This is a genomic window from Mycoplana sp. ABR4_002 (genome assembly GCF_056159645.1).
This window is the reverse complement of the sequence record NZ_JBSWVO010000001.1, coordinates 278047-299298: the sequence shown is the minus strand read 5'-3', so window position 1 is coordinate 299298 and position 21252 is coordinate 278047. Positions and strand designations below refer to the sequence as shown.

The window sequence follows — 21252 nt, the reverse complement described above, 5'->3', positions numbered from 1 at the left end:
CCGATTTCCAGGAGCTTCCCGCATGACCCTCTCCAACCTACCGCCGCAGGTCACCGTGTTCGGCGGGTCCGGATTTGTCGGTCGTCATGTGGTGCGGGCCCTGGCAAAGCGCGGCTACCGCATTCGCGTCGCCGTGCGCCGGCCCGATCTCGCCGGGTTCCTCCAGCCGATCGGCGGCCTCGGCCAGATTTCCTTCGTCCAGGCGAACCTGCGCTATCGCGACTCGATCGACCGGGCGGTGCAGGGCGCCGACCACGTCGTCAACTGCGTCGGCATCCTGTTCGAGGCGGGACGCAACCGCTTCGACGCGGTGCAGGACTTCGGTGCGCGCGCGGTGGCCGAGGCGGCGCGGGCCCGCGGCGCCTCATTGACCCACGTCTCGGCGATCGGCGCCGACGCCAGCTCCGCCTCCGACTACGCCCGCTCCAAGGGCCGCGGCGAACTCGGCATTCGCCAGAGCCTGCCGGAGGCGGTGATCCTGCGCCCCTCCATCATCTTCGGGCCGGAGGACGGCTTCTTCAACAAGTTCGCCGACATGTCGCGCTTCGCGCCGGCACTGCCGCTGATCGGCGGCGGCCACACCAAGTTCCAGCCGATCTATGTCGCCGATGTGGCCGAGGCGGTGGCGCTGTCGGTCGACGGCAAGGCGACGAAGGGGGCGACCTACGAGCTCGGCGGCCCGGAGGTGCTCAGCTTCCGACAATGCCTGGAACTGATGCTCGACGTGATCGATCGCAGGCGGCCGCTGGTATCCATTCCCTTCCCCATCGCCTCGATGATGGGCTCGCTGGCCTCGATGATCCCGTTCGTCGACCCGCCGCTGACCGCCGACCAGGTCAAGCTGCTGCGGGTGGACAACATCGTCTCCGACGAGGCCAAGAAGGAAGGCCGCACGATTCGCGCACTCGGCATCACGCCCGCGCTCGCCGAGGTCATCCTGCCGTCATACCTGGTGCGCTACCGCCCGCAGGGCCAGTTTACCCGCGGCACGCTCTGACATCCGCCTGTCCGGCCCCTTGGGTCGGCGCGTCGCCTCCGCATCGGGCCTTTCCACACCTGACCTTCCGGGCACGACTTTGCCGCGGCTGGACGGGCCCGTATGGGCCGCCGGCCGGCAACGCGCGGGCCCAGACGGGGCGGAACGCCGAGCGTTGCAGTTCTGCCGCAGTGACCGGCTCCGTTTGATCTTTACGGGCTGTTCAGCATGTTGCCGTATTGATGTTTGGCAGGGCGGGACATACACAGCGCCTCGCGCTCCGGGCCAGTCCGGCAGAACCGGCGCCATTCCGCAGGGACTTCTTCGACATGGGCAAGGCAATTGCACTCTTCTTCGGCAGCGCGGCGCTGGTGATCCTGGCGGGCTCGTTCGCAGCCCCGACTACGGTCGTGGCCGGCAAGCACGGCTGCTCGCCCGCCTATGGCGTCGATCCCTGCACCACCGCCTCGACCGGTCGGTAAACGGCCGGCCGGGCGCACGCCCGGCGCTGGCCCCGCCTCATCCCCATAGCGCCAGGCCGATCAGGCCCGCCACGCCGACGACGATCCGCCAGATCGCGAAGGGCGCGAAACCGCGCCGCGAGACGAAGTTGAGCAGCGAGCGCACGACCAGCAGCGCGGCGAAGAAGGCGGCGACGAAGCCGACCACGATCATCAGGCCGTCGTCGAAGCTGAGCGCGTCGCGGTTCTTGTAGAGGTCCAGCGTAAAGGCGCCGAGCATGGTGGGCATCGCCAGGAAGAACGAGAACTCCGCCGCCGAGCGCTTGTCCGTGCCCATCAAGAGGGCGCCGGCGATCGTGGCGCCCGAACGCGAGGTGCCCGGGATCATCGCGAGGCACTGGAACAGGCCGATCCTGAAGGCGAGCGACGGCGGATAGTCCATGACGTCCTTGTAGCGCGGCTTCAGCGGCAGCCGGTCGATCGCATAGAGGGCGATACCGCCGACGATCAGCACGACGCAGATCAGTTGCGGCGTCTCGAACAGGACGGTCTTGATGAAGTCGTGCGCGAACACGCCGATCAGCGCGGCGGGCAGGAAAGCGAGCAGCACGCAGAGCACGAAGCGCCGGGCAGAGGCGCTTGTGGGAAGGGCCATGGCGATGTGGAGGAGCTTGGCGGCGTAGACCGCGAGGATGGCGAGGATGGCGCCGAGCTGGATCAGGACGGCGAAGGTGTTGCCCGGCGAGCGGAAGCCGAGGAAATGTCCAGCGAGCAGGACATGAGCGGTGGAGGAAACCGGGATGAACTCGGTCAGCCCCTCGATGACGCCGAGAACGAGGGCACTGACAATCGACTGGTCGGCCATGAAAAATCCTTGAAGAGATGATGCCGCAAACGAACACGCCAACGCCGATTCGCTTGTCTTTGCGTTGTCATCTTCCTATAGCTTTGTGTCAGGAGTCGTGACCAGCCCAATCCCTGTTCACGATCGATGGCCGGTCCCGATCCCTCCGACACCCACCAACAGAAAAAGCCCGTAATGCCGACCCTCTACCATCACCCGATGTCCTCCGCCTCGCGTTTCGTTCGCCTGATCCTGGCCGAATACGGCTACCAGACCGATTTCGCCGAGGAGCAGCCGTGGGAGAACCGGCGCGACTTCCTGGCCCTCAACCCGGCGGGGACATTGCCGGTTTACGTCGACGACAGCATGCGGGCCCTGTGCGGCGCGGGCGTCATCTGCGAGTATCTCGACGAGACGCACGGGGTGCTGAAGCGCGACCGGCGACTGCTGGCGGAGGACCCGTTCCAGCGGGCGGAAATCCGGCGGCTGGTCGAATGGTTCCTGCACAAGCTGGAGCAGGACGTGACGCGGCCGCTGGTGCGCGAGCGCATCTTCAAGCTGCAGATGCGGGCGGACCAGGGCGGCGGGCCGCCGGACAGCAAGATCCTGCGCAACTCCCGCGCCAACATCCGCCAGCACATGAAGTATCTGTCCTGGCTCGCCGGCTCTCGCACCTACCTCGCCGGCGACCGGCTCAGCTATGCCGACCTTGCCGCCGCCGCGGCGGTCTCGGTGCTGGACTATCTCGGCGAGATCAACTGGCAGGAGGCGCCGCAGGCCAAGGACTGGTACCAGCGGATCAAGTCGCGCCCCTCCTTCCGGCCGCTCCTGGCCGAGCGCGTGCGCGGCGTAACCCCGGTCTCGCACTATGCGGACCTCGACTTCTGAGGACGAGGCTATGACCGCCGTCGGGCGAAAGGGCCGATCCGACACGCGACAAGAGACGCTCAAGGCCTTCCTGCTGGCGGAGGCGGCCGACAAGGGCTTCGACGTTTGTCGCGTGACGCGGCCCGACGCCATTCCCGACGCGCCGGCGCAACTGCAGGCGTTTCTCCGGGCCGGCCATCACGGCACGATGGACTGGATGACCGAGACGGGCGACCGCCGCGCCGATCCGCGTGTGCTCTGGCCCGAGGTACGCTCGATCGTGCTGTTCGGCATGAACTACGGCCCCGACGACGACCCGCGCCTGGTGCTCGGCAGACCCGACCGGGGGGCGATCTCCGTCTATGCGCGCAATCGCGACTACCACGACGTCATCAAGGGGCGGCTGAAGGAAATCGCCACGCGCTTTGCCGCCCGCTCCGGCGAAGACGTGAAGGTGTTCGTCGACACGGCGCCGGTGATGGAAAAGCCGCTCGCCATGCAGGCCGGGCTTGGCTGGCAGGGAAAGCATACCAACCTCGTCAGCCGCGACTTCGGCTCCTGGCTGTTCCTCGGCAGCATGTTCACCACCGCCGTCCTCGCCCCTGACACAGCGGAGCGGGACCACTGCGGCTCCTGTCGCGCCTGTCTCGATGCCTGCCCGACGCGGGCCTTTCCCGCGCCCTACAGGATCGACGCGCGCCGTTGCATCTCCTATCTCACCATCGAGCACAAGGGCCCGATTGACCGCGAGTTGCGTCCGCTGATCGGCAACCGCATCTACGGCTGCGACGACTGCCTGGCCGCCTGCCCCTGGAACAAGTTTGCGGCCGAGGCGGCGGAAATCAGGTTTCATGCCCGCGACGACCTGCGGGCGCCGCGGATCGCTGAACTGCTCGCGCTGGACGACGCCGGCTTTCGCAGCCTGTTCTCCGGCTCGCCGGTCAAGCGGATCGGGCGCGACCGCTTCGTACGCAACGTGCTGATCGCCGCCGGGAACGGGGGCGACCGCGCGCTGGTCCCGGCCTGCCAGCGGCTGGCACACGACCCCTCCCCGACCGTGCGCGGCATGGCGGTATGGGCGCTCCGCCGGCTGATGGCGGCGCAGGATTTTCACCGCTATGCCGCACGATGGGCGGCCGGAGAGAGCGACCCGGGGGTCCGGGCGGAATATGCAGCAGCAATGGAGAGCACATGAAGCGTCTTTTGGTACTGGGGGCGGGCTTTTCCGGCCGCGCGATCGCGGAGGCCTTCCTGGCGGCGGGATTTGCGGTCGCGGGCACGACGCGATCATCCGACAAGGCAGAGACCCTTTCGGCGCTCGGCATCGACGCCGTCCTCTATGACGGCGAGACGATCTCCGACGCGCTGCTGTCGGCGATGCGTCAGACGACACATCTCGTCCAGTCGATCGCGCCGGGCAAGGCGGGCGACCCACTGTTTCGCGCCGGTGCCCGGGCGATCGCCGAACTGATGCCGACGCTGGAATGGGCCGGCTATCTGTCGACGGTCGGCGTCTATGGCGACCACAAGGGCGCCTGGGTCGACGAGGATACGGCGATCCACCCCGTGTCGGCGCGCTCGGTCGAGCGGATGGAGGCGGAGGGACGCTGGCTCGGCTTCTCCAGGGACAGCGGCGTTCCGGTCGCCGTGCTGCGCCTTGCCGGCATCTATGGGCCGGGACGCAACGCGTTGCGCAACGTCGCCGAGGGGACGGCGCGGCGGCTGGTGAAGAAGGACCAGGTGTTCAACCGCATCCGCGTCGAGGACATCGGCGCGGCCACCCTGTTCCTGGCCGAGGGCGGGCACGCGGGGGTGTTCAACATCACCGACGACGAGCCCGGCCCACCGCAGGACGTCGTCGCCGAGGCGGCTCGGCTGATGGCGGCGGAGATGCCGCCGGAGGTACCGTTCGAGACGGCCGAACTATCGCCGATGGCGCGCTCCTTCTACGGCGAAAACAAGCGTGTCTCGAATGCCAAGGTCCGCGCGCTCGGCTTTGCCTTCCGCTATCCCGACTACCGCATGTCGCTGGCGCAGATGTGGTCGGAGGACCGCTGGCGCGGCTGACGTTGCGTGACTGTCACCTGCGGTGGTCGGGCGGCCGCCCGAACTCGCCCAAGTTTCGTCAATTTTCCACAACCACTGCGCGAACAAAGCCCACGACATGATTCAGTTTAGCGTACCAAATTCGGCTGAGTTGAAACTTTTTTCCGCCGACTCCCGCGGAACTGGCACCAGATTCCACAGCCGACGATACGTCAAGCTTTTCACTGATTCTAAAGGCGTTTTTCTGTAACTGCCCGTCAAACGCCAAGTCAGACCGCATTCTATACAAAATATTAACGCCGCCTTCACTGGCCTTGCCTGCCTGCAAGGGGCCAGTTTTCGCCATTTTTCACCCCAATAGACTGGACCGTCTGAAGCAACTGGACACCAGCACTGAGGGGTCGCCATGTCTATCAAGTCCTCTACTGCGGCGCTCGCCGCACTCATCATCGCTGCGCCCGTTACCTTCGCATCCGTCGCCGAGGCTGCCGATTGCGGCCGCGCCTCCTGGTATGCGCTCACCTCGCGCACGGCCTCCGGCGAACGCATGAACCCGGCCAAGCTGACCGCGGCGCACAAGACCCTGAGCTTCGGCACCAAGGTCAAGGTGACCAACGCCAGGAACGGCAAGAGCGTTGTCGTTCGCATCAACGATCGCGGCCCGTTCATCCGCGGCCGGGTGCTGGACCTTTCCAAGGCCGCCGCCTCAGAGATCGGCATGGTCAGCGCCGGACACGCCAAGGTCTGCTACCAGATCGTCGGCTAGCCGACTTCGTCACCGTTTCGCTTGCTCTTGCTGCCCTTCGCCGCTACCACGGCGACAAAACGGAGTTGAGCAATGCGATTGGGTGGACGGCTCACGGGAGCCATCGAAGTTCTGGCGGACATCGAGACGCGCAAGCGTCCCGTTGCCGACGCGCTGAAGGACTGGGGCCTCGCCCATCGCTTCGCCGGCTCCGGCGACCGCGCGGCGATCGGCAACATCGTCTATGACGCGCTGCGGATGAAGCTTTCGCATGCCTACCTGATGGACGACGACGGCGCGCTCGCGCTCGGCCTCGGCGTAATGCTGCGCCAGTGGGGCCTGACGCCCGAGACCCTGGCGCGCGAGCTGGAGGGCGACAGGTTCGCCCCCGACATCCCGGCCGACCGGCTCGCCGCCTTCGCCGCCCGGCGGCTCGAGGACGCCCCCCTCCACGTTCAGGGCGACATCCCGGCATGGGTCCAGGCCTCCTTCGAGGAGAACTTTTCCGACGACTGGCTCGCCGAGGCGAAGGCGTTGACCGGCCGCCCGACGCTCGACCTGCGCGCCAACACGCTGAAGGCGTCGCGCGAGAAGGTGATAAAGGCGCTCGAGCGCAGCGGCGCGGGGCCGGCGAGGATCGCCCCCAATGGCATCCGGATCCCCGCCGGCGAGGGCCCCTCGCGGCTGCCGAACGTCACCGCCGAACTGTCATTCCAGAAGGGCTGGTTCGAGGTGCAGGACGAAGGCTCGCAGATCGTCGCCGACCTCGTGTTCGCCCAGGAGGGTGAACAGGTGCTGGATTTCTGCGCCGGCGGCGGCGGCAAGACACTCGCCATGTCGGCGGCAATGAACAACAAGGGACAGGTGCACGCCTACGACGCCGATCGCAAGCGGCTGGCGCCGATCATAGAACGGCTGAAGCGCGCCGGCACCCGCAACGTCCAGGTTCACGAGAACCTATCGAGCCTGTCGCCCCTGGCCGGCCGGTTCGACCGCGTTCTGGTCGACGCCCCGTGCACCGGGACCGGCACCTGGCGGCGCCGGCCGGACACCAAGTGGCGACTGACGGAGAAGAACCTGGAGGAACGGCTGGCGCAACAGGAAGAGGCGCTGGCGAGCGCGGCCGAGTTCGTCCGCCCGGGCGGATACCTGCTCTACGTCACCTGTTCGGTGCTGGCGGAGGAAAACGAAAGCCAGGTTTACGGCTTCTGCGAGGACAATCCGGCCTTCGAGATCCTGTCGGCGGCCGAGGCCTGGGAAGAGCTTTTCGGAACGGACAAGCCGAAGCCTTGGTCGGCGGACATGAAGACGGTGACGCTGACACCGGCCTCGACCGACACCGACGGCTTCTTCTTCTGCGCCATGGCCCGTTCCGGCTGAGCCCGCAGGGCGCCTGCCCGTGCGACGTTGCCGGAAGCTGGTCGGCCGCCGCGCAGAGTTGAACGGTTCTAAACTATACTCTTTGACACCAGTTTAATTTTGCGCGAAGTACGGACCCGAACGCCCGGGGGCCGGGCGTCGTCCCGGCGCGCCGTTCGCCGAACCGCCGTTCCGCGCCGGACGAGAGGCATCAAGGGGAACTCCAGGAGACGATCATGAAGACATCCTTCCTTCGCGCCGCCACGCTGGCGCTTCTGGCCGCCGCGTCGGCGCTCGCCGTCCAGCCCGCCGCCGCAGCGCCTGACGCTGCCGCCGTGGTCAGGCACTACAGCGACGTCGCCCACGCCAAGTTTTCCGACTCGCTTTCGACCGCCAGGGATCTGGCCGTCGCCGTCGAGACGCTGATCGCCACACCGACCGAGGAAGCGCTGAAAGCCGCGCGCGAGGCCTGGCTCAAGGCGCGCGTGCCCTACCAGCAGACCGAGGTCTACCGGTTCGGCAATGCGCTCGTCGACGAGTGGGAGGGCAAGGTCAACGCCTGGCCGCTCGACGAGGGGCTGATCGACTATGTCGACGCGGGCTACGGCACCGAGAGCGACGAGAACGCGCTGTTCGTCGCCAACGTGATCGCCAATCCCACGATCAAGATCGACGGCAAGGAGGTTGACGCGTCCGCCATCACCGCGGACTTCCTCGCCGACACCCTGCAGGAGGCCGGCGGGGTCGAGGCGAACGTCGCGACCGGCTACCACGCGATCGAGTTCCTGCTGTGGGGCCAGGACCTGAACGGCACCGGCCCCGGCGCCGGCAGCCGCCCGGCGACGGACTTCGACAGCCAGAACTGCACCAACGGCCACTGCGACCGCCGCGCCGCCTACCTTAAGGCCGCGACCGACCTGCTGGTCAGCGACTTGGAAGAGATGGTCGCCGCCTGGGCGCCGGACGGCGAGGCCGCCAAGACCGTCAACGCCGATCCGAAGGCAGGGCTGTCGGCGATCCTGACCGGGATGGGGTCGCTTTCCTACGGCGAACTCGCCGGCGAGCGGATGAAGCTCGGCCTGCTGCTGCACGACCCGGAGGAAGAGCACGACTGCTTCTCCGACAATACCCACAACTCCCACTACTACGACGCGCTCGGCATCCAGAGCGCCTATACCGGCCAGTACACCCGCGCCGACGGCACGACGCTGACCGGCGCCTCGCTCTCCGAACTGGTGGCGGAAAAGGATCCGGCGGTCGACGAGGAGATGAAGGCGAACCTGGCAAAGACCATCGACGCGATGCAGGCGATGGTGACGCGCGGCGAGAGCGTCGAGGCCTACGACCAGATGATCGGCGAAGGCAATACCGAGGGCAACGCCGTGGTTCAGGCGGCAATCGACGGGCTGATCGGCCAGACGAAGACGATCGAACGCGTCATCTCCGTGCTCGACCTCGGCAACATCGCGCTTGAAGGTTCCGACAGCCTGGACAATCCTAACGCCGTGTTCCAGTAAGAACGGAAAAGGCGGGCCGCGTTCGAGGGAATGCGGCCCGATCCCGACATGACGCCTGCCACCGCCAACCGCCTGCTGCCCATCCTCGGCACGCTGCTCCTGTCACTCCCTGCAGGGTCGGCCGGATCAAGCGGGCTGACGGCAAGCGAGGGCCGGACCGACCTGACGGCGAAAGACCGGGCCCGGGTGGCGGCGGTGACGCGAATGACGACCGACTTCACCAGGGCCGAGCCCTATGAGGCGATGTCGGGGGGCGCGGCGACCTCGACGGCCACGGTCAACGCCGACAGCTTCTCGCACTTCTCCGAAAACCTCACCTTCCAGCAGGAGGAGGGGTTCAAGCTCGGCAATGCGCTGTTTCGCAAGGTCTGGGTCTCGTCGCCCTCTTCCACCCAGGCTTCCGACGGGCTGGGGCCGCTCTTCAATTCGCGCGCCTGCCAGAATTGCCACCTGAAGGACGGACGCGGCCACCCGCCTGAGCCCGGCGACGACACCAGCACCACCCTCCTGCGCCTGGCGCGCGCGCCGGCGACGGATGCCGAACAGGCGCAGCTCGATGCGCTGGAGATGCTCAACTTCCCCGATCCCGTCTATGGCGGCCAGTTTCAGGATTTCGCCGTGCCCGGCCTGGCCGCCGAAGGGCGGATGCGGGTCGAGTACACGGAAGAGGCCGTGACGCTGAAGGGCGGCGAGACCGCCCTCCTGCGCCGGCCGCGCTATTCCGTCAGCGACCTCGCCTACGGCGCCCTGGACCCGACCACGACGCTGTCGCCGCGAACGACGCCGCCGATGATCGGTCTCGGCCTGGTCGAGGCGATCCACCAGGCCGACATCGTCGCCCTTGCCGATCCCGACGATGCCGATGGCGACGGCGTCAGCGGCAAGGCGGCACTGGTGCGTGATGGCGCCGGCAACCTGACGCTCGGCCGCTTCGGCTGGAAGGCGCAGAACCCGACCGTGCGCCGACAGACGGCCGAGGCCTTTGCCGGCGACATCGGCATCTCCAGCCCGTTGGTGCCGGCGCACCATGGCGACTGCACGGCGGCGCAGGCGGCCTGCCTTGCCATGCCGGACGGCGCGCAGCCGCGGCTGGGCGACACCGAGGCCCCCGATCCGGTGCTCGACCTCGTCACCTTCTACGCCGAGAACCTCGCCGTGCCTGCCCGCCGGAAGGCCAGTTTCGCTGCGACGCTGGCCGGCAAGAAGGCGTTCTATGCGATCGGCTGCACCGATTGCCATCATCCGAAGTTCGTCACCCGCCGCGATGCGCGCGACATCGCGCAGTCGTTCCAACTGATCTGGCCCTATTCCGACTTTCTGCTGCACGACATGGGCGCGGGTCTGGCGGACGGCCAGCCGGTCGGGGTCGCCGATGGCCGGGAATGGCGCACGCCGCCGCTCTGGGGCATCGGCCTGACCGAGACCGTGAGTGGCCATACCTACTTCCTGCACGACGGCCGCGCGCGCAACCTGACCGAGGCCATCCTCTGGCACGGCGGCGAGGCACAAGCGGCCCGCGACCGTTTCGCTGACCTCGACAAGGCCGACCGCGACGCCCTGCTGACCTTCCTGGAGTCGCTTTGATGACCCGTTCTCCTGCGCACACCCGCTTGCGCGCGGCCCTGCTCGGCCTCGCTCTCGCGGCTTTCGTCCCGCCGGTGCAGGCGCAGGATGCCAGTCCAGCGCCGCCGCCCGTGCTGAGCGAGGAAGCGGTATCCGCGGTGATGACGCGGGCGGTCGACGGGGTGATCCGGCCCGGCTACCGCAACCTGCATGCCTCGGCCCTGGCGCTGGCCGAGGCCGTCTCGGCCTATTGCGACGCCCCGTCCACCGATTCCAGGACCGCCGCCCGCGCGGCCTTCGACGACACCGTGGCGCGGTGGTCGTTCATCGAGATCGTGCGTGAAGGGCCGGCGCTGGCGCAACACCGCTTCGAGCGCATCCTGTTCTACCCGGACCGCAAGAGCACCGGGCTGAAGCAGGTGCAGGCGTTGCTGGCGGAGATGGACGAGAAGGACACGGATCCCGCCAACCTGCCCGGCAAGAGCGTCGCCCTGCAGGGTCTGGGCGCACTCGAATACGTGCTCTACGGCACCGGCGCCGAGGCGATGGACGTGGCCGGAGGCACCTTCCGCTGCCGTTTTGGCGCAGCGGTGGCGCAGAACATCGCCGCGACGGCGGCTTCGATCAGCGCCGACTGGGAGGCCGCGGATGGCGTGCAGGCCGACTGGACGCATCCTGGCCCCGATAATCCGGTCTTTCGCGACGGCAAGGAGGCGATCACCGCCCTGCTCGGCATCCTCGTGCACGGTGCCGAAGCGGTGCGCGACCAGCGGATCGAGCAGTTCTACAAGGGTGGCGACAGCCGGGATCGGCCGAAGTCGGCGATCTACTGGCGCTCGGGCAACACCTGGAACGCGATCGAAGGCAATCTCGACGGGCTGCGCACGCTGTTCGAGCAATCCGGCATGGAGGAACTGCTCGACCCGTCGCAGCGCTCCATTGCCGGCTCGGTCGCATTCGTCTTTTCTTCGCTCGGGCGGGTGGTGCCGCAGATCGATCCAGACATCGAAATGGCGGTCGTCGACCCGAGCGAGCGCGAGAAGATCGACTTCCTGCTCGTCAACGCCCGCGACCTGGTGCAGCGATTGAGCAACGAATATGGCGGCGCCATCGGTCTTGGCGCCGGTTTCTCCTTTGCCGACGGCGACTGATCGCGCAGTCTCCGGCCCAAAACCCACGAGGAAGGGTTGCTCGATGCGCACTGCGCTTTTCGATCGCCGCAGCTTCATGAGGATGGCGGGGGCCGCCTGGGCCGCGACGCTCGCGCCCGCGCCGCTTCATGCGCTGCAACGGACCGACGCCGTGTTCGCCGCCGGCTTCATGGCGCGCGACGGCAGCTTCGGCGTCGCGACCCTGGCCGAGGACGGGACGATCATCGACCGCGTGGCGCTGCCGGCCCGCAGCCATGGCATGGCGCACAGTCCGGCAAGCGGTCATGCCGTTGCCTTTGCCCGGCGTCCCGGGACCTTCGCCCTGGTCTTCGACACGCGGCGCCGGACAGTCGCGGTCGTGATCCGGGCCGGCGAGGACCGGCACTTCTTCGGCCACGGCGCGTTCTCGCCGGACGGGCGACTGCTGTATGCGAGCGAAAACGACTTCGATGCCGGACGCGGGGTGATCGGCCTCTACGACGCGACCGACCGATACCGCCGCATCGGCGAATTCGACACCTTCGGCATCGGCACGCACGACCTGACGGTGTCCGACGACGGGCGCACACTGGTGGCCGCCAATGGCGGGATCAAGACGCACCCGGACTTCGGCCGCACCAAGCTCAACCTCGACCACATGGAGCCCTCGCTGGCGCTGATCGACTCGGCCACCGGGACGCTGATCGAACGGCACGGCTTGCCGCCGGCGCTGCGCCAACTCTCCACCCGACATCTCGCCATAGACGGGCTCGGCCGCGTCTGGTTCGCCTGCCAGTACGAGGGGCCGCGCAACGCGCTGCCGCCGCTCGCCGGCCATTTCGCCAAAGGAGACGACCTCCGATTCCTGGAGCTGCCGCCCGAGACGACGCGCCGGCTCTCCAACTATGTCGGCGCGATCGCCGTCAACCGCGCCGAGGGCCTGATCGGGCTGACGTCGCCAGCGGGTGGGACGGCGGTGACGATCGCGGCGACCACGGGGCGCGTCGTGCGCGAGGAGGCGATCACGGATGCCGCGGGCATCGCGCCCGCGCGCGACGGCTTCGCCGTTTCCAGCTATGGCGGGACATTCGCCGGCAGACCGGCCGATCTCGCCTGGGACCAGCACATCGTCCGCACCGGGACGCTTCGGTGACGCGACGCTTCAGGCCGCCCCGGCGCCGCGAGCGATCAGCAGGTGCAGGTCCCGCCAGGCATAGGCGACCTGGTCGTAGTGACGGCTGCCAAGCGTGATCGTGCCGGTCTGGACCGGCGCGGCGCCGAGACGTTCGTAGAAGGCGCGGTTGGGGTTGGTGGACAGCACCCAGGCAAACAGCGTCACCGTGCCGCCCTCGACCATCCGGCGCGCGACCGCGCGCACCAGCTCACCGCCGATGCCTCGTCCCTGATAGGCCGGCAGGACATAGAGCGCGTAGATCTCGCCCACCGGCGTCGGCGCCGCAAAGCGGGCTGGGCCATAGTTGACGAAGCCGACCAGCGTTCCGCTTTTGCTGTCGATCGCGACGAAATGACCGACGCCTTCGGCATTGCGGCGGCCCATGTGCCGGACCGCCTGCTCGGCCGGCGACAGGCGGTCGAGATAGGCGTCGTCGAGCAGTCCCCGGAAGGTCGCCCTCCAGGTCTCCACCAGCACCCGACCGATGGCGAACACGTCGGCGGTCCGGCCCGTTCTGATCTCGATCGCATCGTCCATGGAAGGGATTTAGCGCGCCATGCCGCGAGGGCAATCGCGCGTCCGGCGGCGGCGCGCGCAATTGCCGCCTTGCGGCGCGAAAGCGCGCATGCGAGGGTCTGCCGGCAGTCGCCCGGGCCATGCCGGCAGAACGAAAGAGACAGATGACCGACCTTCCGCCCGCGGATTTTCGCGAACGCATCAGTTCGAGCTTCGAGCGCCAGGCCGCAATGCGCCTGATCGGCGCGCAACTGACCCGCATCGAGCACGGCACGGTGGAGATCGAGCTGCCCTTCGACCAGCGACTGACGCAGCAACATGGCTTCCTGCACGCCGGCATCATCTCCGCCGCGCTGGATGCGGCCTGCGGCTACGCCGCTTACTCGGTGATCGACCCGTCCGCCTCGATCCTGACGATCGAGTTCAAGGTGAACCTGATGTCGCCCGGCCGCGGCGACTGGTTCCTGTTTCGCGGCGAGGTGACGAAACCGGGCTCCAACATCATCGTCGCCGACGGGCGGGCCTATTCCGTCGCCGACGGGCCGGCGAAGCTGATCGCGTCGATGACGGGGACGATGATGGTGGTGCGCGGGCGCGAGGATGTCGCCGGATGACCTATGAACTCAAGCACGTCGGCAAAAAGAGCCTGCTCTACGTGATGGCGGTCGATGCGGAATACGGCACGCACCTGCGAGAGATCATTTCGCCGCTTCTGACCGGGGTCGGCCCGGTGGAGGCGGCGGTGCAGGTGACCAGAGCGCTTGCCCATCTCGAGGCACGGGGCAGCCTGCCCGACCTCGTCGTCTCGCTCGGCTCGGCCGGATCGGCGACCCTGGAACAGGCGGAGGTCTACCAGGCGACCAGCGTCTCCTATCGCGACATGGATGCCTCCCCGCTCGGCTTCGAGAGGGGCGCGACGCCGTTTCTCGACCTGCCCGCAACCGTGCCGCTGCCGCTGCGCGTGCCCGGCATCGCCGAGGCGCGGCTGTCGACCGGAGCGAACATCGTCTCCGGCGCGGTCTACGACACGATCGACGCCGACATGGTGGAGATGGAAACCTTTGCGGTGCTGCGCGCCTGCCAGGCCTTCGGCCTGCCCCTGATCGGCCTGCGCGGCATCTCCGACGGCAAGGCGGAGCTGCGGCATGTGGGAGACTGGACGGAGTACCTGCACGTGATCGACGAGAAGCTGGCGAGCGCGGTCGGGCAACTGGAGCGCGCGGTCAGGGACGGAGCGATCGCGCTCTGACCGGCCCGGAAATTGCGGCCCGCCCCGTTGCGCAGGGCGGCAAATTTCATTAAAGGCTCGCCATGACCCAGACAGCCCATCCCGACAGCGTCCTCATCATCGATTTCGGCAGCCAGGTGACCCAACTCATCGGCCGGCGCGTGCGCGAAGCAGGCGTCTATTGCGAGATCATCCCGTTCCAGTCCGCCGAAGAGGCCTTCCACCGGATGAAGCCGAAGGCGATCATCTTCTCCGGCGGGCCGGCATCGGTGCTGGACCAGGGCAGCCCGCGCGCGCCGGAGATCGCGTTCGAATCGGGACTGCCGATCCTGGCCATCTGCTATGGCCAGCAGACGCTCGCGACCCAGCTCGGCGGCAAGGTCGAAGGCGGGCATGCCCGCGAGTTCGGCCGCGCCGACGTGGAAATCCTGAAGGACAGCCCGCTGTTCGACGGTTTCTGGGAGGTCGGCAAGAAATACCCGGTCTGGATGAGCCACGGCGACCGCGTCACCGTCGCGCCCGAGGGCTTCGAGGTCATTGCCGTCTCCGAGAACGCGCCGTTCGCGATCTGCGTCAACGAGACCAGGAAATATTACACCACCATGTTCCACCCGGAGGTGGTGCACACGCCGGACGGGGCGAAGCTGTTGTCCAACTTCGTGCACAAGATCGCCGGCATTAAGGGCGACTGGTCGATGTCGGCCTATCGCGCCCGCGCCGTGGAGGCGATCCGCGAGGAGATCGGCGACAAGCGGGTCATCTGCGCGCTGTCGGGCGGCGTGGACAGCTCGGTGGCGGCCCTCCTCATCCACGAAGCGGTCGGCGAGCAACTGACCTGCATCCTCGTCGACCACGGGCTGATGCGGAAGAACGAGGCGGCCGACGTCGTCGCGATGTTCCGCGAGCACTACAACCTGCACCTGATCCATGTCGACGCCTCCGACCGCTTCATCGGCGAACTGGAGGGCGTCAGCGACCCGGAGACCAAGCGCAAGATCATCGGCCGGCTGTTCATCGAGGTGTTCGAGGACGAGGCGAAGAAGCTCGGCGGCGCCGAATTCCTCGCCCAGGGCACGCTCTATCCGGACGTGATCGAGAGCGTTTCCTTCACCGGCGGCCCTTCGGTCACGATCAAGTCGCACCACAATGTCGGCGGCCTGCCGGAGCGCATGAACATGCGGCTGGTCGAGCCGCTGCGCGAACTGTTCAAGGACGAGGTGCGCGTGCTCGGCCGCGAACTCGGCCTGCCGGACAGCTTCATCGGACGCCACCCGTTCCCGGGGCCGGGGCTTGCCATCCGCCTGCCCGGCGGCATCTCCCGCGAGAAGCTGGAGATCCTCCGCGAAGCGGACGCGATCTACCTCGACGAAATCCGCAAGGCCGGCCTCTACGACAGGATCTGGCAGGCCTTCGCCGTGCTGCTGCCGGTACAGACGGTCGGCGTCATGGGCGACGGGCGCACCTACGAGTTCGTCTGCGCGCTGCGCGCGGTCACCTCGGTCGACGGCATGACGGCCGACTTCTACCCCTACGACATGAACTTCCTCGGCCGCGCCGCGACCCGCATCATCAACGAGGTGCGCGGCATCAACCGCGTGGTCTACGACGTGACGAGCAAGCCGCCCGGCACGATCGAGTGGGAGTGAGCCGGGCCACGCCCGCGCTCCCGCCAGACGACAGGCGTCCATTTTCCCGACCCCGCAGCCCCGCTGCGGGGTCTTGCATACCGGCCACCCCCTTCGCTCATCCCGCGCCCCTACAGTCCGGCATGGCGGATGCGAGATGCCACCTTGGCGGCCCGCCCCGGATCGGATAACGATGGCGCGACAACGAGATGGCAAGGGGGCGATCCGGTCGGACCGGCCGCCCGGGGCGCGAGTGACATGGACGTATCCGAAATCATCCTAGCCGGCGATACGCCCGGCCTCGAGTGGCGCGTTCCGGTGCTGCGCTTCCGCGGCAGTTCGGACAAGGCGCCGCGCGTCTACATCCAGGCCGCGCTACATGCCAACGAGCTGCCGGGCACGGCCGTGGCGCACTTCCTGTGCGAGCGGCTGCGCGCCGCCGAGGCCGCCGGTGCGATCCTCGGGGACATCACCGTGGTGCCGCAAGCGAACCCGATCGGCGCCGCGCAATCGCATTTCGGCGAGATGCAGGGTCGGTTCGACCTCGGATCGCGGACGAACTTCAACCGCGACTTCCCGCTCGTGTCGCTGGCCGAGCGCGACAGCCTGCTCAAGGACCTCGACGGACAGAGCGCGGTGAACCGGCTGAAGCGGTACCTGCTGCATCTCGCGCTTGGCGCCGAGCTCGTGCTCGACCTGCATTGCGACGACGAGTCGGTGCAATACGCCTATCTCGACGAGGTGTTCTGGCCGGAGGCGGCCGACCTTGCCGCGGCGCTGAAGATGGAGGCGGTGTTCCTCTCGGACGGCGAAAGCACGGCGTTCGAGGAGGCCGTCGGCCACGCCTTCAAGCGGCAGGGGGGCGCGCCGCTGGCGCAGGTGCCGGGCCGGCTGTCCGTGACCGTCGAACTGCGCGGCCGGCGCGACGTCTACGCAAACGTGGCCAAGGCGGATGCCGACGGGCTCTGGCGCTTCCTTGCCGCACGCGGCGTCGTTCGCGACGCGGCCCCCTCGCTTGCGCCGTTTGCCGGGCCCGCGGTGCCGCTCGACAACATCGAGATGATCCGTGCGGTCGAGCCCGGCACGGTCCTGTTCCACCGCGACATCGGCGCGGCGGTAGAGCCGGGCGACCTGCTCGCCACGCTGGTCACCCGGCCGGGGATGGCCGACGGCTCGTTCGAGATCCGCGCCCCGCGTGCGGGCCTGATTGCGACCCGCACTTCCGACCGGTTCGTGCGCCGCGGCGGGGATCTGATGAAGCTCGCCTGCGGCGAGGCCACCCGCGCGAACCGCAGGCCCGGTACGCTGGAGGACTGAGTGGCGCCGGCAGCGCGCGCGGCTGGCGCCACGGCGAGCGGCGCACACTGCCGCCGCGAGACCGCGGCCCGCCGCAAACCGCCTTTAATTGCCCGATCCGCCGTTCTAAGGTGACTTCGTCAACGCGTTCAACCGGCAAGGAACGCCGAACGGGACCGATATGCTGCAGACATTCTCCGACTACTGGCCGCATATCCTCGTTGTCCTCTCCGTTCTGTTCGGCGCACCCGCGATGATCCACGCGGCCATGACGAAGGAGGATGTTCGTGCGGCGATCGGCTGGGTGGGTGTCATCCTGCTGTCGCCCATTCTCGGCGCGGCCCTCTATCTCGGATTCGGCGTCAACCGCATCTACCGCAAGACCTTGACGCTGCAGCGCGCCGGAACTCTGGCCAAGAAGGGGCGCCACCACCTCGCCAGCTACAATGTCTCCCAGGGAACGGTCCACAGCCGCTTCGGCGCCTCGCTCGCCGCGATGAAGCGGCTGGGCGACACGGTGTCGCGGTTCGCATTGACCTCGGGCAACACAGTGGCGATGCTGGCCTCCGGCGACGAAGCCTATGCCGCCATGCTGGAGGCCATCCGCAACGCCAGGCGCAGCATCCTGCTCGAAACCTACATCTTCGACCGCGACGGTATCGGCCTGCGCTTCGCCGAGGCGCTGACCGACGCGGTTGCGCGCGGCGTCGACGTGCACGTGTTGATCGACGCGGTCGGCGCCCGCTACTCGACGCCAAGCATGGTGCATTCGCTGCAGGAGGCCGGCCTCTCGGTCCGGGTGTTCAACGGCAACATCGCCATGGGCTTGCGGCTTCCCTACGCCAACCTGCGCACGCACCGGAAGATCCTGGTGGTCGACGGGGAAGTGGCGTTCACCGGTGGCCTTAACATCCGCGCGGCCTTCTGCCAGGAGTTTGCCGCCGGCGAGGCCGCCGCCGACACGCATTTCCGCGTGAGCGGACCGATCGTCGCCGACATCTTCCACACCGCCTACGAGGACTGGCACTTCTCCGGGGGCATCGCCCTCGACACGCCGGCCTGGCGGATCGAGCCGCCGGAGGCCAAGCCGAACGCGCCGGTTCTGGCGCGCGCCGTGCCGTCGGGGCCGGACAAGAACCTCGAGGCGAACCAGCGCATGCTGATCGGGGCGATTTCGATCGCCAAGGGTCACATCCGCATCATGTCGCCCTACTTCCTGCCGGACCGCGAACTCATCAGCGCACTTGCGACCGCCGCCCGGCGCGGCGTTCGCATCGATATCGTCGTGCCGGGCACGAACAACCTCAAGCTCGTCGACCTCGCCATGACGGCCCAGTTCGACCAGCTGCTGAAGGCCGGCTGCAACATCTGGCGGGCGCGGGGGGTGTTCAACCATTCCAAGCTGACGTCCGTCGACGGGGTGTGGTCCTATGTCGGCTCGTCGAACCTGGACCCGCGCTCGCTGCGGCTGAACTTCGAGATCGACATCGAGGTGTTCGGCACCGCCTTCGCCGAGGAGATCGAGGCGCGCATCGACAGCGCGCTGGAGAATGCCGACGCCGTCGAGTGGCAGGCGCTGCGCGCGCGCCCTTTCCTGCGCCGGCTGACCGAGCGGATCGTCTGGCTCGGCTCACCCTATCTGTGACCGGCCCTAGGCGCGCGCCAGGGCGCGATGGCCGTAGGAGCGCTGCCAGATCGCCTGCAGGTCGATATGGGCCTTGATCGGGAGATGGTCGGAGGCCACGCGGGCGAGCGGGCTGTCGTGCACCTCCACCGCCGCGACGAGGTCATGGGGATGGCCGAGCACGCGGTCGAGCGCCAGCACCGGGAAACGCGAGGGAAAGCTCGGCACCGCCCCGGCGCAGGGATCGAACACCGGCACCAGCGGCGACAGCGAGGAACGCCGGCCGACGCGCCATTCGTTGAGATCGCCGATCAGCACGGTCGGCATCTCCTCCTCCTGCGCGACCGAGGCCAGGATTGCCTTCGCCTGCAACTCGCGCGACCGCTTCAGAAGACCGAAATGGGCGGCAACCACGCGCAGCCTGCCGGTCGGGAAGTCGATATTGACGACCAGCGCCCCGCGCGGCTCCACTCCCGGCAGCTTCAGCTGATGGACCTTCAGCACGGTGCCCTTGCGGAACATCAGCATGTTGCCATGCCAGCCGTGACCGGCGCTGGACAAGGTGGTGATCGGCACCGGCACCAGCCCGCATTCCCGCTCCAGGGCGGCGAGGTCGAGCAAACCGGACCGGCAGCCGAAACGCTTGTCCGCCTCCTGGATCGCGATCACATCCGCATCGATCTCGGAAATGACCTCGGCCACGCGGTCGGGATCGAACTTGCGGTCGACACCGACGCACTTGTGGACATTGTAGGAGGCGATGATGGTGTCGCCGCCGTCACGGTTGGCGGAGAGCGGACGGTGCCCGCGGCGGTTGCGGATAACGGACAGGGCCGCGGAACTCACCTTTTCGTTCAGCTTCTTCAACGGTCCTTCCTTCGCGCCACCGGGCAGGCCAAAAATAGGCAAGTCATCGGCCTGCGGCAACCCAATCGAACAGTCCGGGGCAGAAAGTGACCGCGGCGACGGGACCGTCGGCGCAAGTTCGGGCTCGAAATCGGCGGCGATTTCCCGTAAACGATCCCCACGCTTTCACACCGCAGGGGTACCGCCATGTTCGACACGCTCACCCGCCAGCCCGACGACCCGCTTCTGGCCCTGATCGGCCTGTACAAGGCCGACCCGCGATCGGAGAAGGTCGACCTCGGCGTCGGCGTCTATCGTGACGAGCAGGGGGCGACACCGGTGTTCGGCGCGGTCAAGGAGGCCGAACGCCGGCTGCTGGAGAACCAGAGCACCAAGACCTATGTCGGACCGGAGGGCGACCCGGTCTATCTCGAGCGGCTCTGGGAGCTGACGGTCGGCCCCGACGGCCGCAACCGGGCCACCGCCGCCGTGCAGACGCCGGGCGGCTCCGGCGCGGTGCGGCTGGCCGCCGACCTGATGGTGCGGCTGGGCACGAAGAAGCTGTGGCTCGGCGTGCCCAGCTGGCCCAACCATGTCGCGATCTTCAAGGCCGCGGGCCTCGAGGTCGTCACCTATCCCTTCTTCGACGTGCCGTCACAGGCCGTCCTGTTCGACGCGATGATGGCAGCGCTGAAGGGCGCACAGGCGGGCGATGCGGTGCTGCTGCACGCGAGCTGCCACAATCCGACCGGCGGCGTGCTCTCGCCCGAACAGTGGTCCGCGGTGTCCGCCCTGATCGCCGAACGCGGTCTTCTGCCGCTGGTCGACAGCGCCTACCAGGGCTTCGGCAAGGGACTGGACCAGGACTCGGCCGGGCTGCGCACGCTTCTGGCGGCCGTGCCGGAGGCGCTCGTCGCCGTATCGTGCTCGAAGAATTTCGGTCTCTATCGCGAGCGCACCGGCGCCATCTACGCCGTCGCCTCCTCGCCGGAAGCCGCGCTGTCCGTGCGCACCAACCTCGCCGGCCTGGCCCGCACCAGCTATTCGATGCCACCGGACCATGGCGCGGCCGTGGTCAGCACGATCCTGGGCGACACGGCGCTGACGGCCGACTGGATGGCGGAGCTGGAGACGATGCGCAACCGCGTGGCGGCGATCCGCCGGCAGCTCGCCGCCGGCCTTTCGCGCCGCTGGCAGGTGCTGACGGCCATCGCCGAGCAGGAAGGCATGTTCTCGCTGCTGCCGCTGGAGGAAGCCGACGTAATGCGCCTGCGCGCCGAGCACGCGATCTACATGCCCGGCTCCGGCCGCATCAACATCGCCGGCCTGAAGAGCGCCGAGGTCGAGGCGGTGGTCGGGAAATTCCTGAGCCTCTGACCGGCCGCATTGCCCACGCCGGCGGCTGCGGCGCGCCGGCGTCGCCACACGGAACCTT

General features: G+C 68.1%; 21 protein-coding genes. 17 read left to right on the top strand and 4 right to left on the bottom strand.

Features of this window, described 5'->3' with window-relative positions; all coding sequences use genetic code 11:
* Positions 1 to 22 precede the first annotated feature (22 nt).
* A complete protein-coding gene (locus tag ACXAGF_RS01450; protein ID WP_475013933.1) occupies positions 23 to 997 on the top strand; it encodes a complex I NDUFA9 subunit family protein in 975 nt (324 codons plus the stop codon).
* 308 nt (positions 998 to 1305) lie between these two features.
* Positions 1306 to 1458 (top strand): hypothetical protein, encoded by a 153-nt coding sequence (locus ACXAGF_RS01445; RefSeq protein ID WP_475013932.1) that lies wholly within the window; start codon positions 1306 to 1308, stop codon positions 1456 to 1458.
* Between the two features lie 37 nt (positions 1459 to 1495).
* Here the strand turns inward: ACXAGF_RS01445 and ACXAGF_RS01440 are convergent, their stop codons facing one another.
* Entirely contained in the window at positions 1496 to 2302 is an 807-nt protein-coding gene (locus tag ACXAGF_RS01440; RefSeq protein WP_475013931.1) for an undecaprenyl-diphosphate phosphatase, read from the bottom strand.
* Between the two features lie 174 nt (positions 2303 to 2476).
* Here ACXAGF_RS01440 and ACXAGF_RS01435 point away from each other — a divergent pair, with 174 nt between their 5' ends.
* The 3 genes from ACXAGF_RS01435 to ACXAGF_RS01425 are packed head-to-tail and all read left to right on the top strand — an operon-like array spanning position 2477 to position 5215.
* Entirely contained in the window at positions 2477 to 3169 is a 693-nt protein-coding gene (locus ACXAGF_RS01435; protein ID WP_475013930.1) for a glutathione S-transferase family protein, read from the top strand.
* Positions 3150 to 4343 (top strand): tRNA epoxyqueuosine(34) reductase QueG, encoded by a 1194-nt coding sequence (gene queG, locus ACXAGF_RS01430; RefSeq protein WP_475013929.1) that lies wholly within the window; start codon positions 3150 to 3152, stop codon positions 4341 to 4343. The genes ACXAGF_RS01435 and queG overlap by 20 nt, the downstream gene beginning before the upstream one ends.
* Positions 4340 to 5215 carry an SDR family oxidoreductase gene (locus ACXAGF_RS01425; RefSeq protein WP_475013928.1) on the top strand — a complete coding sequence of 292 codons (876 nt, stop codon included), beginning with the start codon at positions 4340 to 4342 and terminating at the stop codon, positions 5213 to 5215. Before queG ends, ACXAGF_RS01425 begins: the two co-directional genes overlap by 4 nt.
* A gap of 58 nt (positions 5216 to 5273) precedes the next feature.
* On the opposite strand, the gene ACXAGF_RS01420 is transcribed toward ACXAGF_RS01425, so the two are convergent.
* A complete protein-coding gene (locus ACXAGF_RS01420) occupies positions 5274 to 5540 on the bottom strand; it encodes a hypothetical protein (RefSeq protein ID WP_475013927.1) in 267 nt (88 codons plus the stop codon).
* A 60-nt stretch (positions 5541 to 5600) separates the two neighbouring features.
* On the opposite strand from ACXAGF_RS01420, the gene ACXAGF_RS01415 reads away from it, so the two are divergent.
* From ACXAGF_RS01415 to ACXAGF_RS01390, 6 genes are all read left to right on the top strand, one after another.
* Positions 5601 to 5960, top strand: a complete 360-nt coding sequence (locus ACXAGF_RS01415) for a septal ring lytic transglycosylase RlpA family protein (RefSeq protein WP_475013926.1) — start codon at positions 5601 to 5603, stop codon at positions 5958 to 5960.
* Positions 5961 to 6032: 72 nt separating this feature from the next.
* On the top strand, positions 6033 to 7319 hold the full coding sequence (locus ACXAGF_RS01410; protein ID WP_475013925.1) for an RsmB/NOP family class I SAM-dependent RNA methyltransferase: 1287 nt from the start codon (positions 6033 to 6035) through the stop codon (positions 7317 to 7319).
* 215 nt (positions 7320 to 7534) lie between these two features.
* The gene (locus ACXAGF_RS01405) at positions 7535 to 8815 is read left to right on the top strand and encodes an imelysin family protein (RefSeq protein ID WP_475013924.1); all 1281 of its coding nucleotides are present in this window, start codon (positions 7535 to 7537) and stop codon (positions 8813 to 8815) included.
* A gap of 48 nt (positions 8816 to 8863) precedes the next feature.
* On the top strand, positions 8864 to 10399 hold the full coding sequence (locus ACXAGF_RS01400) for a di-heme oxidoreductase family protein (protein ID WP_475013922.1): 1536 nt from the start codon (positions 8864 to 8866) through the stop codon (positions 10397 to 10399).
* Positions 10399 to 11529, top strand: a complete 1131-nt coding sequence (locus ACXAGF_RS01395) for an imelysin family protein (RefSeq protein ID WP_475013921.1) — start codon at positions 10399 to 10401, stop codon at positions 11527 to 11529. Before ACXAGF_RS01400 ends, ACXAGF_RS01395 begins: the two co-directional genes overlap by 1 nt.
* A gap of 43 nt (positions 11530 to 11572) precedes the next feature.
* Positions 11573 to 12661 (top strand): DUF1513 domain-containing protein, encoded by a 1089-nt coding sequence (locus ACXAGF_RS01390; protein WP_475013919.1) that lies wholly within the window; start codon positions 11573 to 11575, stop codon positions 12659 to 12661.
* A 9-nt stretch (positions 12662 to 12670) separates the two neighbouring features.
* Here ACXAGF_RS01390 and ACXAGF_RS01385 read toward each other — a convergent pair whose 3' ends face one another.
* Entirely contained in the window at positions 12671 to 13219 is a 549-nt protein-coding gene (locus tag ACXAGF_RS01385; protein WP_475013917.1) for an N-acetyltransferase family protein, read from the bottom strand.
* 143 nt (positions 13220 to 13362) lie between these two features.
* On the opposite strand from ACXAGF_RS01385, the gene ACXAGF_RS01380 reads away from it, so the two are divergent.
* From ACXAGF_RS01380 to ACXAGF_RS01360, 5 genes are all read left to right on the top strand, one after another.
* Positions 13363 to 13812: a PaaI family thioesterase gene (locus ACXAGF_RS01380; RefSeq protein WP_475013916.1), complete on the top strand. Its 450-nt coding sequence runs from the start codon at positions 13363 to 13365 to the stop codon at positions 13810 to 13812.
* Complete coding sequence (locus tag ACXAGF_RS01375) at positions 13809 to 14447, top strand: 5'-methylthioadenosine/S-adenosylhomocysteine nucleosidase (protein ID WP_475013914.1); 639 nt, start codon at positions 13809 to 13811, stop codon at positions 14445 to 14447. Before ACXAGF_RS01380 ends, ACXAGF_RS01375 begins: the two co-directional genes overlap by 4 nt.
* Positions 14448 to 14509: 62 nt before the next feature.
* Positions 14510 to 16072 (top strand): glutamine-hydrolyzing GMP synthase, encoded by a 1563-nt coding sequence (gene guaA, locus ACXAGF_RS01370; RefSeq protein ID WP_475013912.1) that lies wholly within the window; start codon positions 14510 to 14512, stop codon positions 16070 to 16072.
* 237 nt (positions 16073 to 16309) lie between these two features.
* Complete coding sequence (locus ACXAGF_RS01365) at positions 16310 to 17368, top strand: M14 family metallopeptidase (protein ID WP_475013910.1); 1059 nt, start codon at positions 16310 to 16312, stop codon at positions 17366 to 17368.
* A 160-nt stretch (positions 17369 to 17528) separates the two neighbouring features.
* The gene (locus ACXAGF_RS01360; protein ID WP_475013908.1) at positions 17529 to 18992 is read left to right on the top strand and encodes a phospholipase D-like domain-containing protein; all 1464 of its coding nucleotides are present in this window, start codon (positions 17529 to 17531) and stop codon (positions 18990 to 18992) included.
* Positions 18993 to 18998: 6 nt separating this feature from the next.
* Here the strand turns inward: ACXAGF_RS01360 and ACXAGF_RS01355 are convergent, their stop codons facing one another.
* Positions 18999 to 19838, bottom strand: a complete 840-nt coding sequence (locus tag ACXAGF_RS01355) for an endonuclease/exonuclease/phosphatase family protein (RefSeq protein WP_475013907.1) — start codon at positions 19836 to 19838, stop codon at positions 18999 to 19001.
* Between the two features lie 186 nt (positions 19839 to 20024).
* On the opposite strand from ACXAGF_RS01355, the gene ACXAGF_RS01350 reads away from it, so the two are divergent.
* Entirely contained in the window at positions 20025 to 21194 is a 1170-nt protein-coding gene (locus ACXAGF_RS01350) for an amino acid aminotransferase (protein ID WP_475013905.1), read from the top strand.
* Positions 21195 to 21252 lie beyond the last annotated feature (58 nt).

Bases quoted from the DNA above. Each gene is read 5' to 3' on its own strand.
- ACXAGF_RS01410 (WP_475013925.1), top strand. From the start codon at position 6,033: ATGCGATTGGGTGGACGGCTCACGGGAGCCATCGAAGTTCTGGCGGAC.
- ACXAGF_RS01400 (WP_475013922.1), top strand. From the start codon at position 8,864: ATGACGCCTGCCACCGCCAACCGCCTGCTGCCCATCCTCGGCACGCTG.
- ACXAGF_RS01420 (WP_475013927.1), bottom strand. From the start codon at position 5,540: ATGGCGAAAACTGGCCCCTTGCAGGCAGGCAAGGCCAGTGAAGGCGGC.
- ACXAGF_RS01375 (WP_475013914.1), top strand. From the start codon at position 13,809: ATGACCTATGAACTCAAGCACGTCGGCAAAAAGAGCCTGCTCTACGTG.
- ACXAGF_RS01425 (WP_475013928.1), top strand. From the start codon at position 4,340: ATGAAGCGTCTTTTGGTACTGGGGGCGGGCTTTTCCGGCCGCGCGATC.
- ACXAGF_RS01445 (WP_475013932.1), top strand. From the start codon at position 1,306: ATGGGCAAGGCAATTGCACTCTTCTTCGGCAGCGCGGCGCTGGTGATC.
- ACXAGF_RS01380 (WP_475013916.1), top strand. From the start codon at position 13,363: ATGACCGACCTTCCGCCCGCGGATTTTCGCGAACGCATCAGTTCGAGC.
- queG (WP_475013929.1), top strand. From the start codon at position 3,150: ATGCGGACCTCGACTTCTGAGGACGAGGCTATGACCGCCGTCGGGCGA.
- guaA (WP_475013912.1), top strand. From the start codon at position 14,510: ATGACCCAGACAGCCCATCCCGACAGCGTCCTCATCATCGATTTCGGC.
- ACXAGF_RS01360 (WP_475013908.1), top strand. From the start codon at position 17,529: ATGCTGCAGACATTCTCCGACTACTGGCCGCATATCCTCGTTGTCCTC.
- ACXAGF_RS01385 (WP_475013917.1), bottom strand. From the start codon at position 13,219: ATGGACGATGCGATCGAGATCAGAACGGGCCGGACCGCCGACGTGTTC.
- ACXAGF_RS01365 (WP_475013910.1), top strand. From the start codon at position 16,310: ATGGACGTATCCGAAATCATCCTAGCCGGCGATACGCCCGGCCTCGAG.
- ACXAGF_RS01405 (WP_475013924.1), top strand. From the start codon at position 7,535: ATGAAGACATCCTTCCTTCGCGCCGCCACGCTGGCGCTTCTGGCCGCC.
- ACXAGF_RS01390 (WP_475013919.1), top strand. From the start codon at position 11,573: ATGCGCACTGCGCTTTTCGATCGCCGCAGCTTCATGAGGATGGCGGGG.
- ACXAGF_RS01440 (WP_475013931.1), bottom strand. From the start codon at position 2,302: ATGGCCGACCAGTCGATTGTCAGTGCCCTCGTTCTCGGCGTCATCGAG.
- ACXAGF_RS01350 (WP_475013905.1), top strand. From the start codon at position 20,025: ATGTTCGACACGCTCACCCGCCAGCCCGACGACCCGCTTCTGGCCCTG.
- ACXAGF_RS01450 (WP_475013933.1), top strand. From the start codon at position 23: ATGACCCTCTCCAACCTACCGCCGCAGGTCACCGTGTTCGGCGGGTCC.
- ACXAGF_RS01435 (WP_475013930.1), top strand. From the start codon at position 2,477: ATGCCGACCCTCTACCATCACCCGATGTCCTCCGCCTCGCGTTTCGTT.
- ACXAGF_RS01415 (WP_475013926.1), top strand. From the start codon at position 5,601: ATGTCTATCAAGTCCTCTACTGCGGCGCTCGCCGCACTCATCATCGCT.
- ACXAGF_RS01395 (WP_475013921.1), top strand. From the start codon at position 10,399: ATGACCCGTTCTCCTGCGCACACCCGCTTGCGCGCGGCCCTGCTCGGC.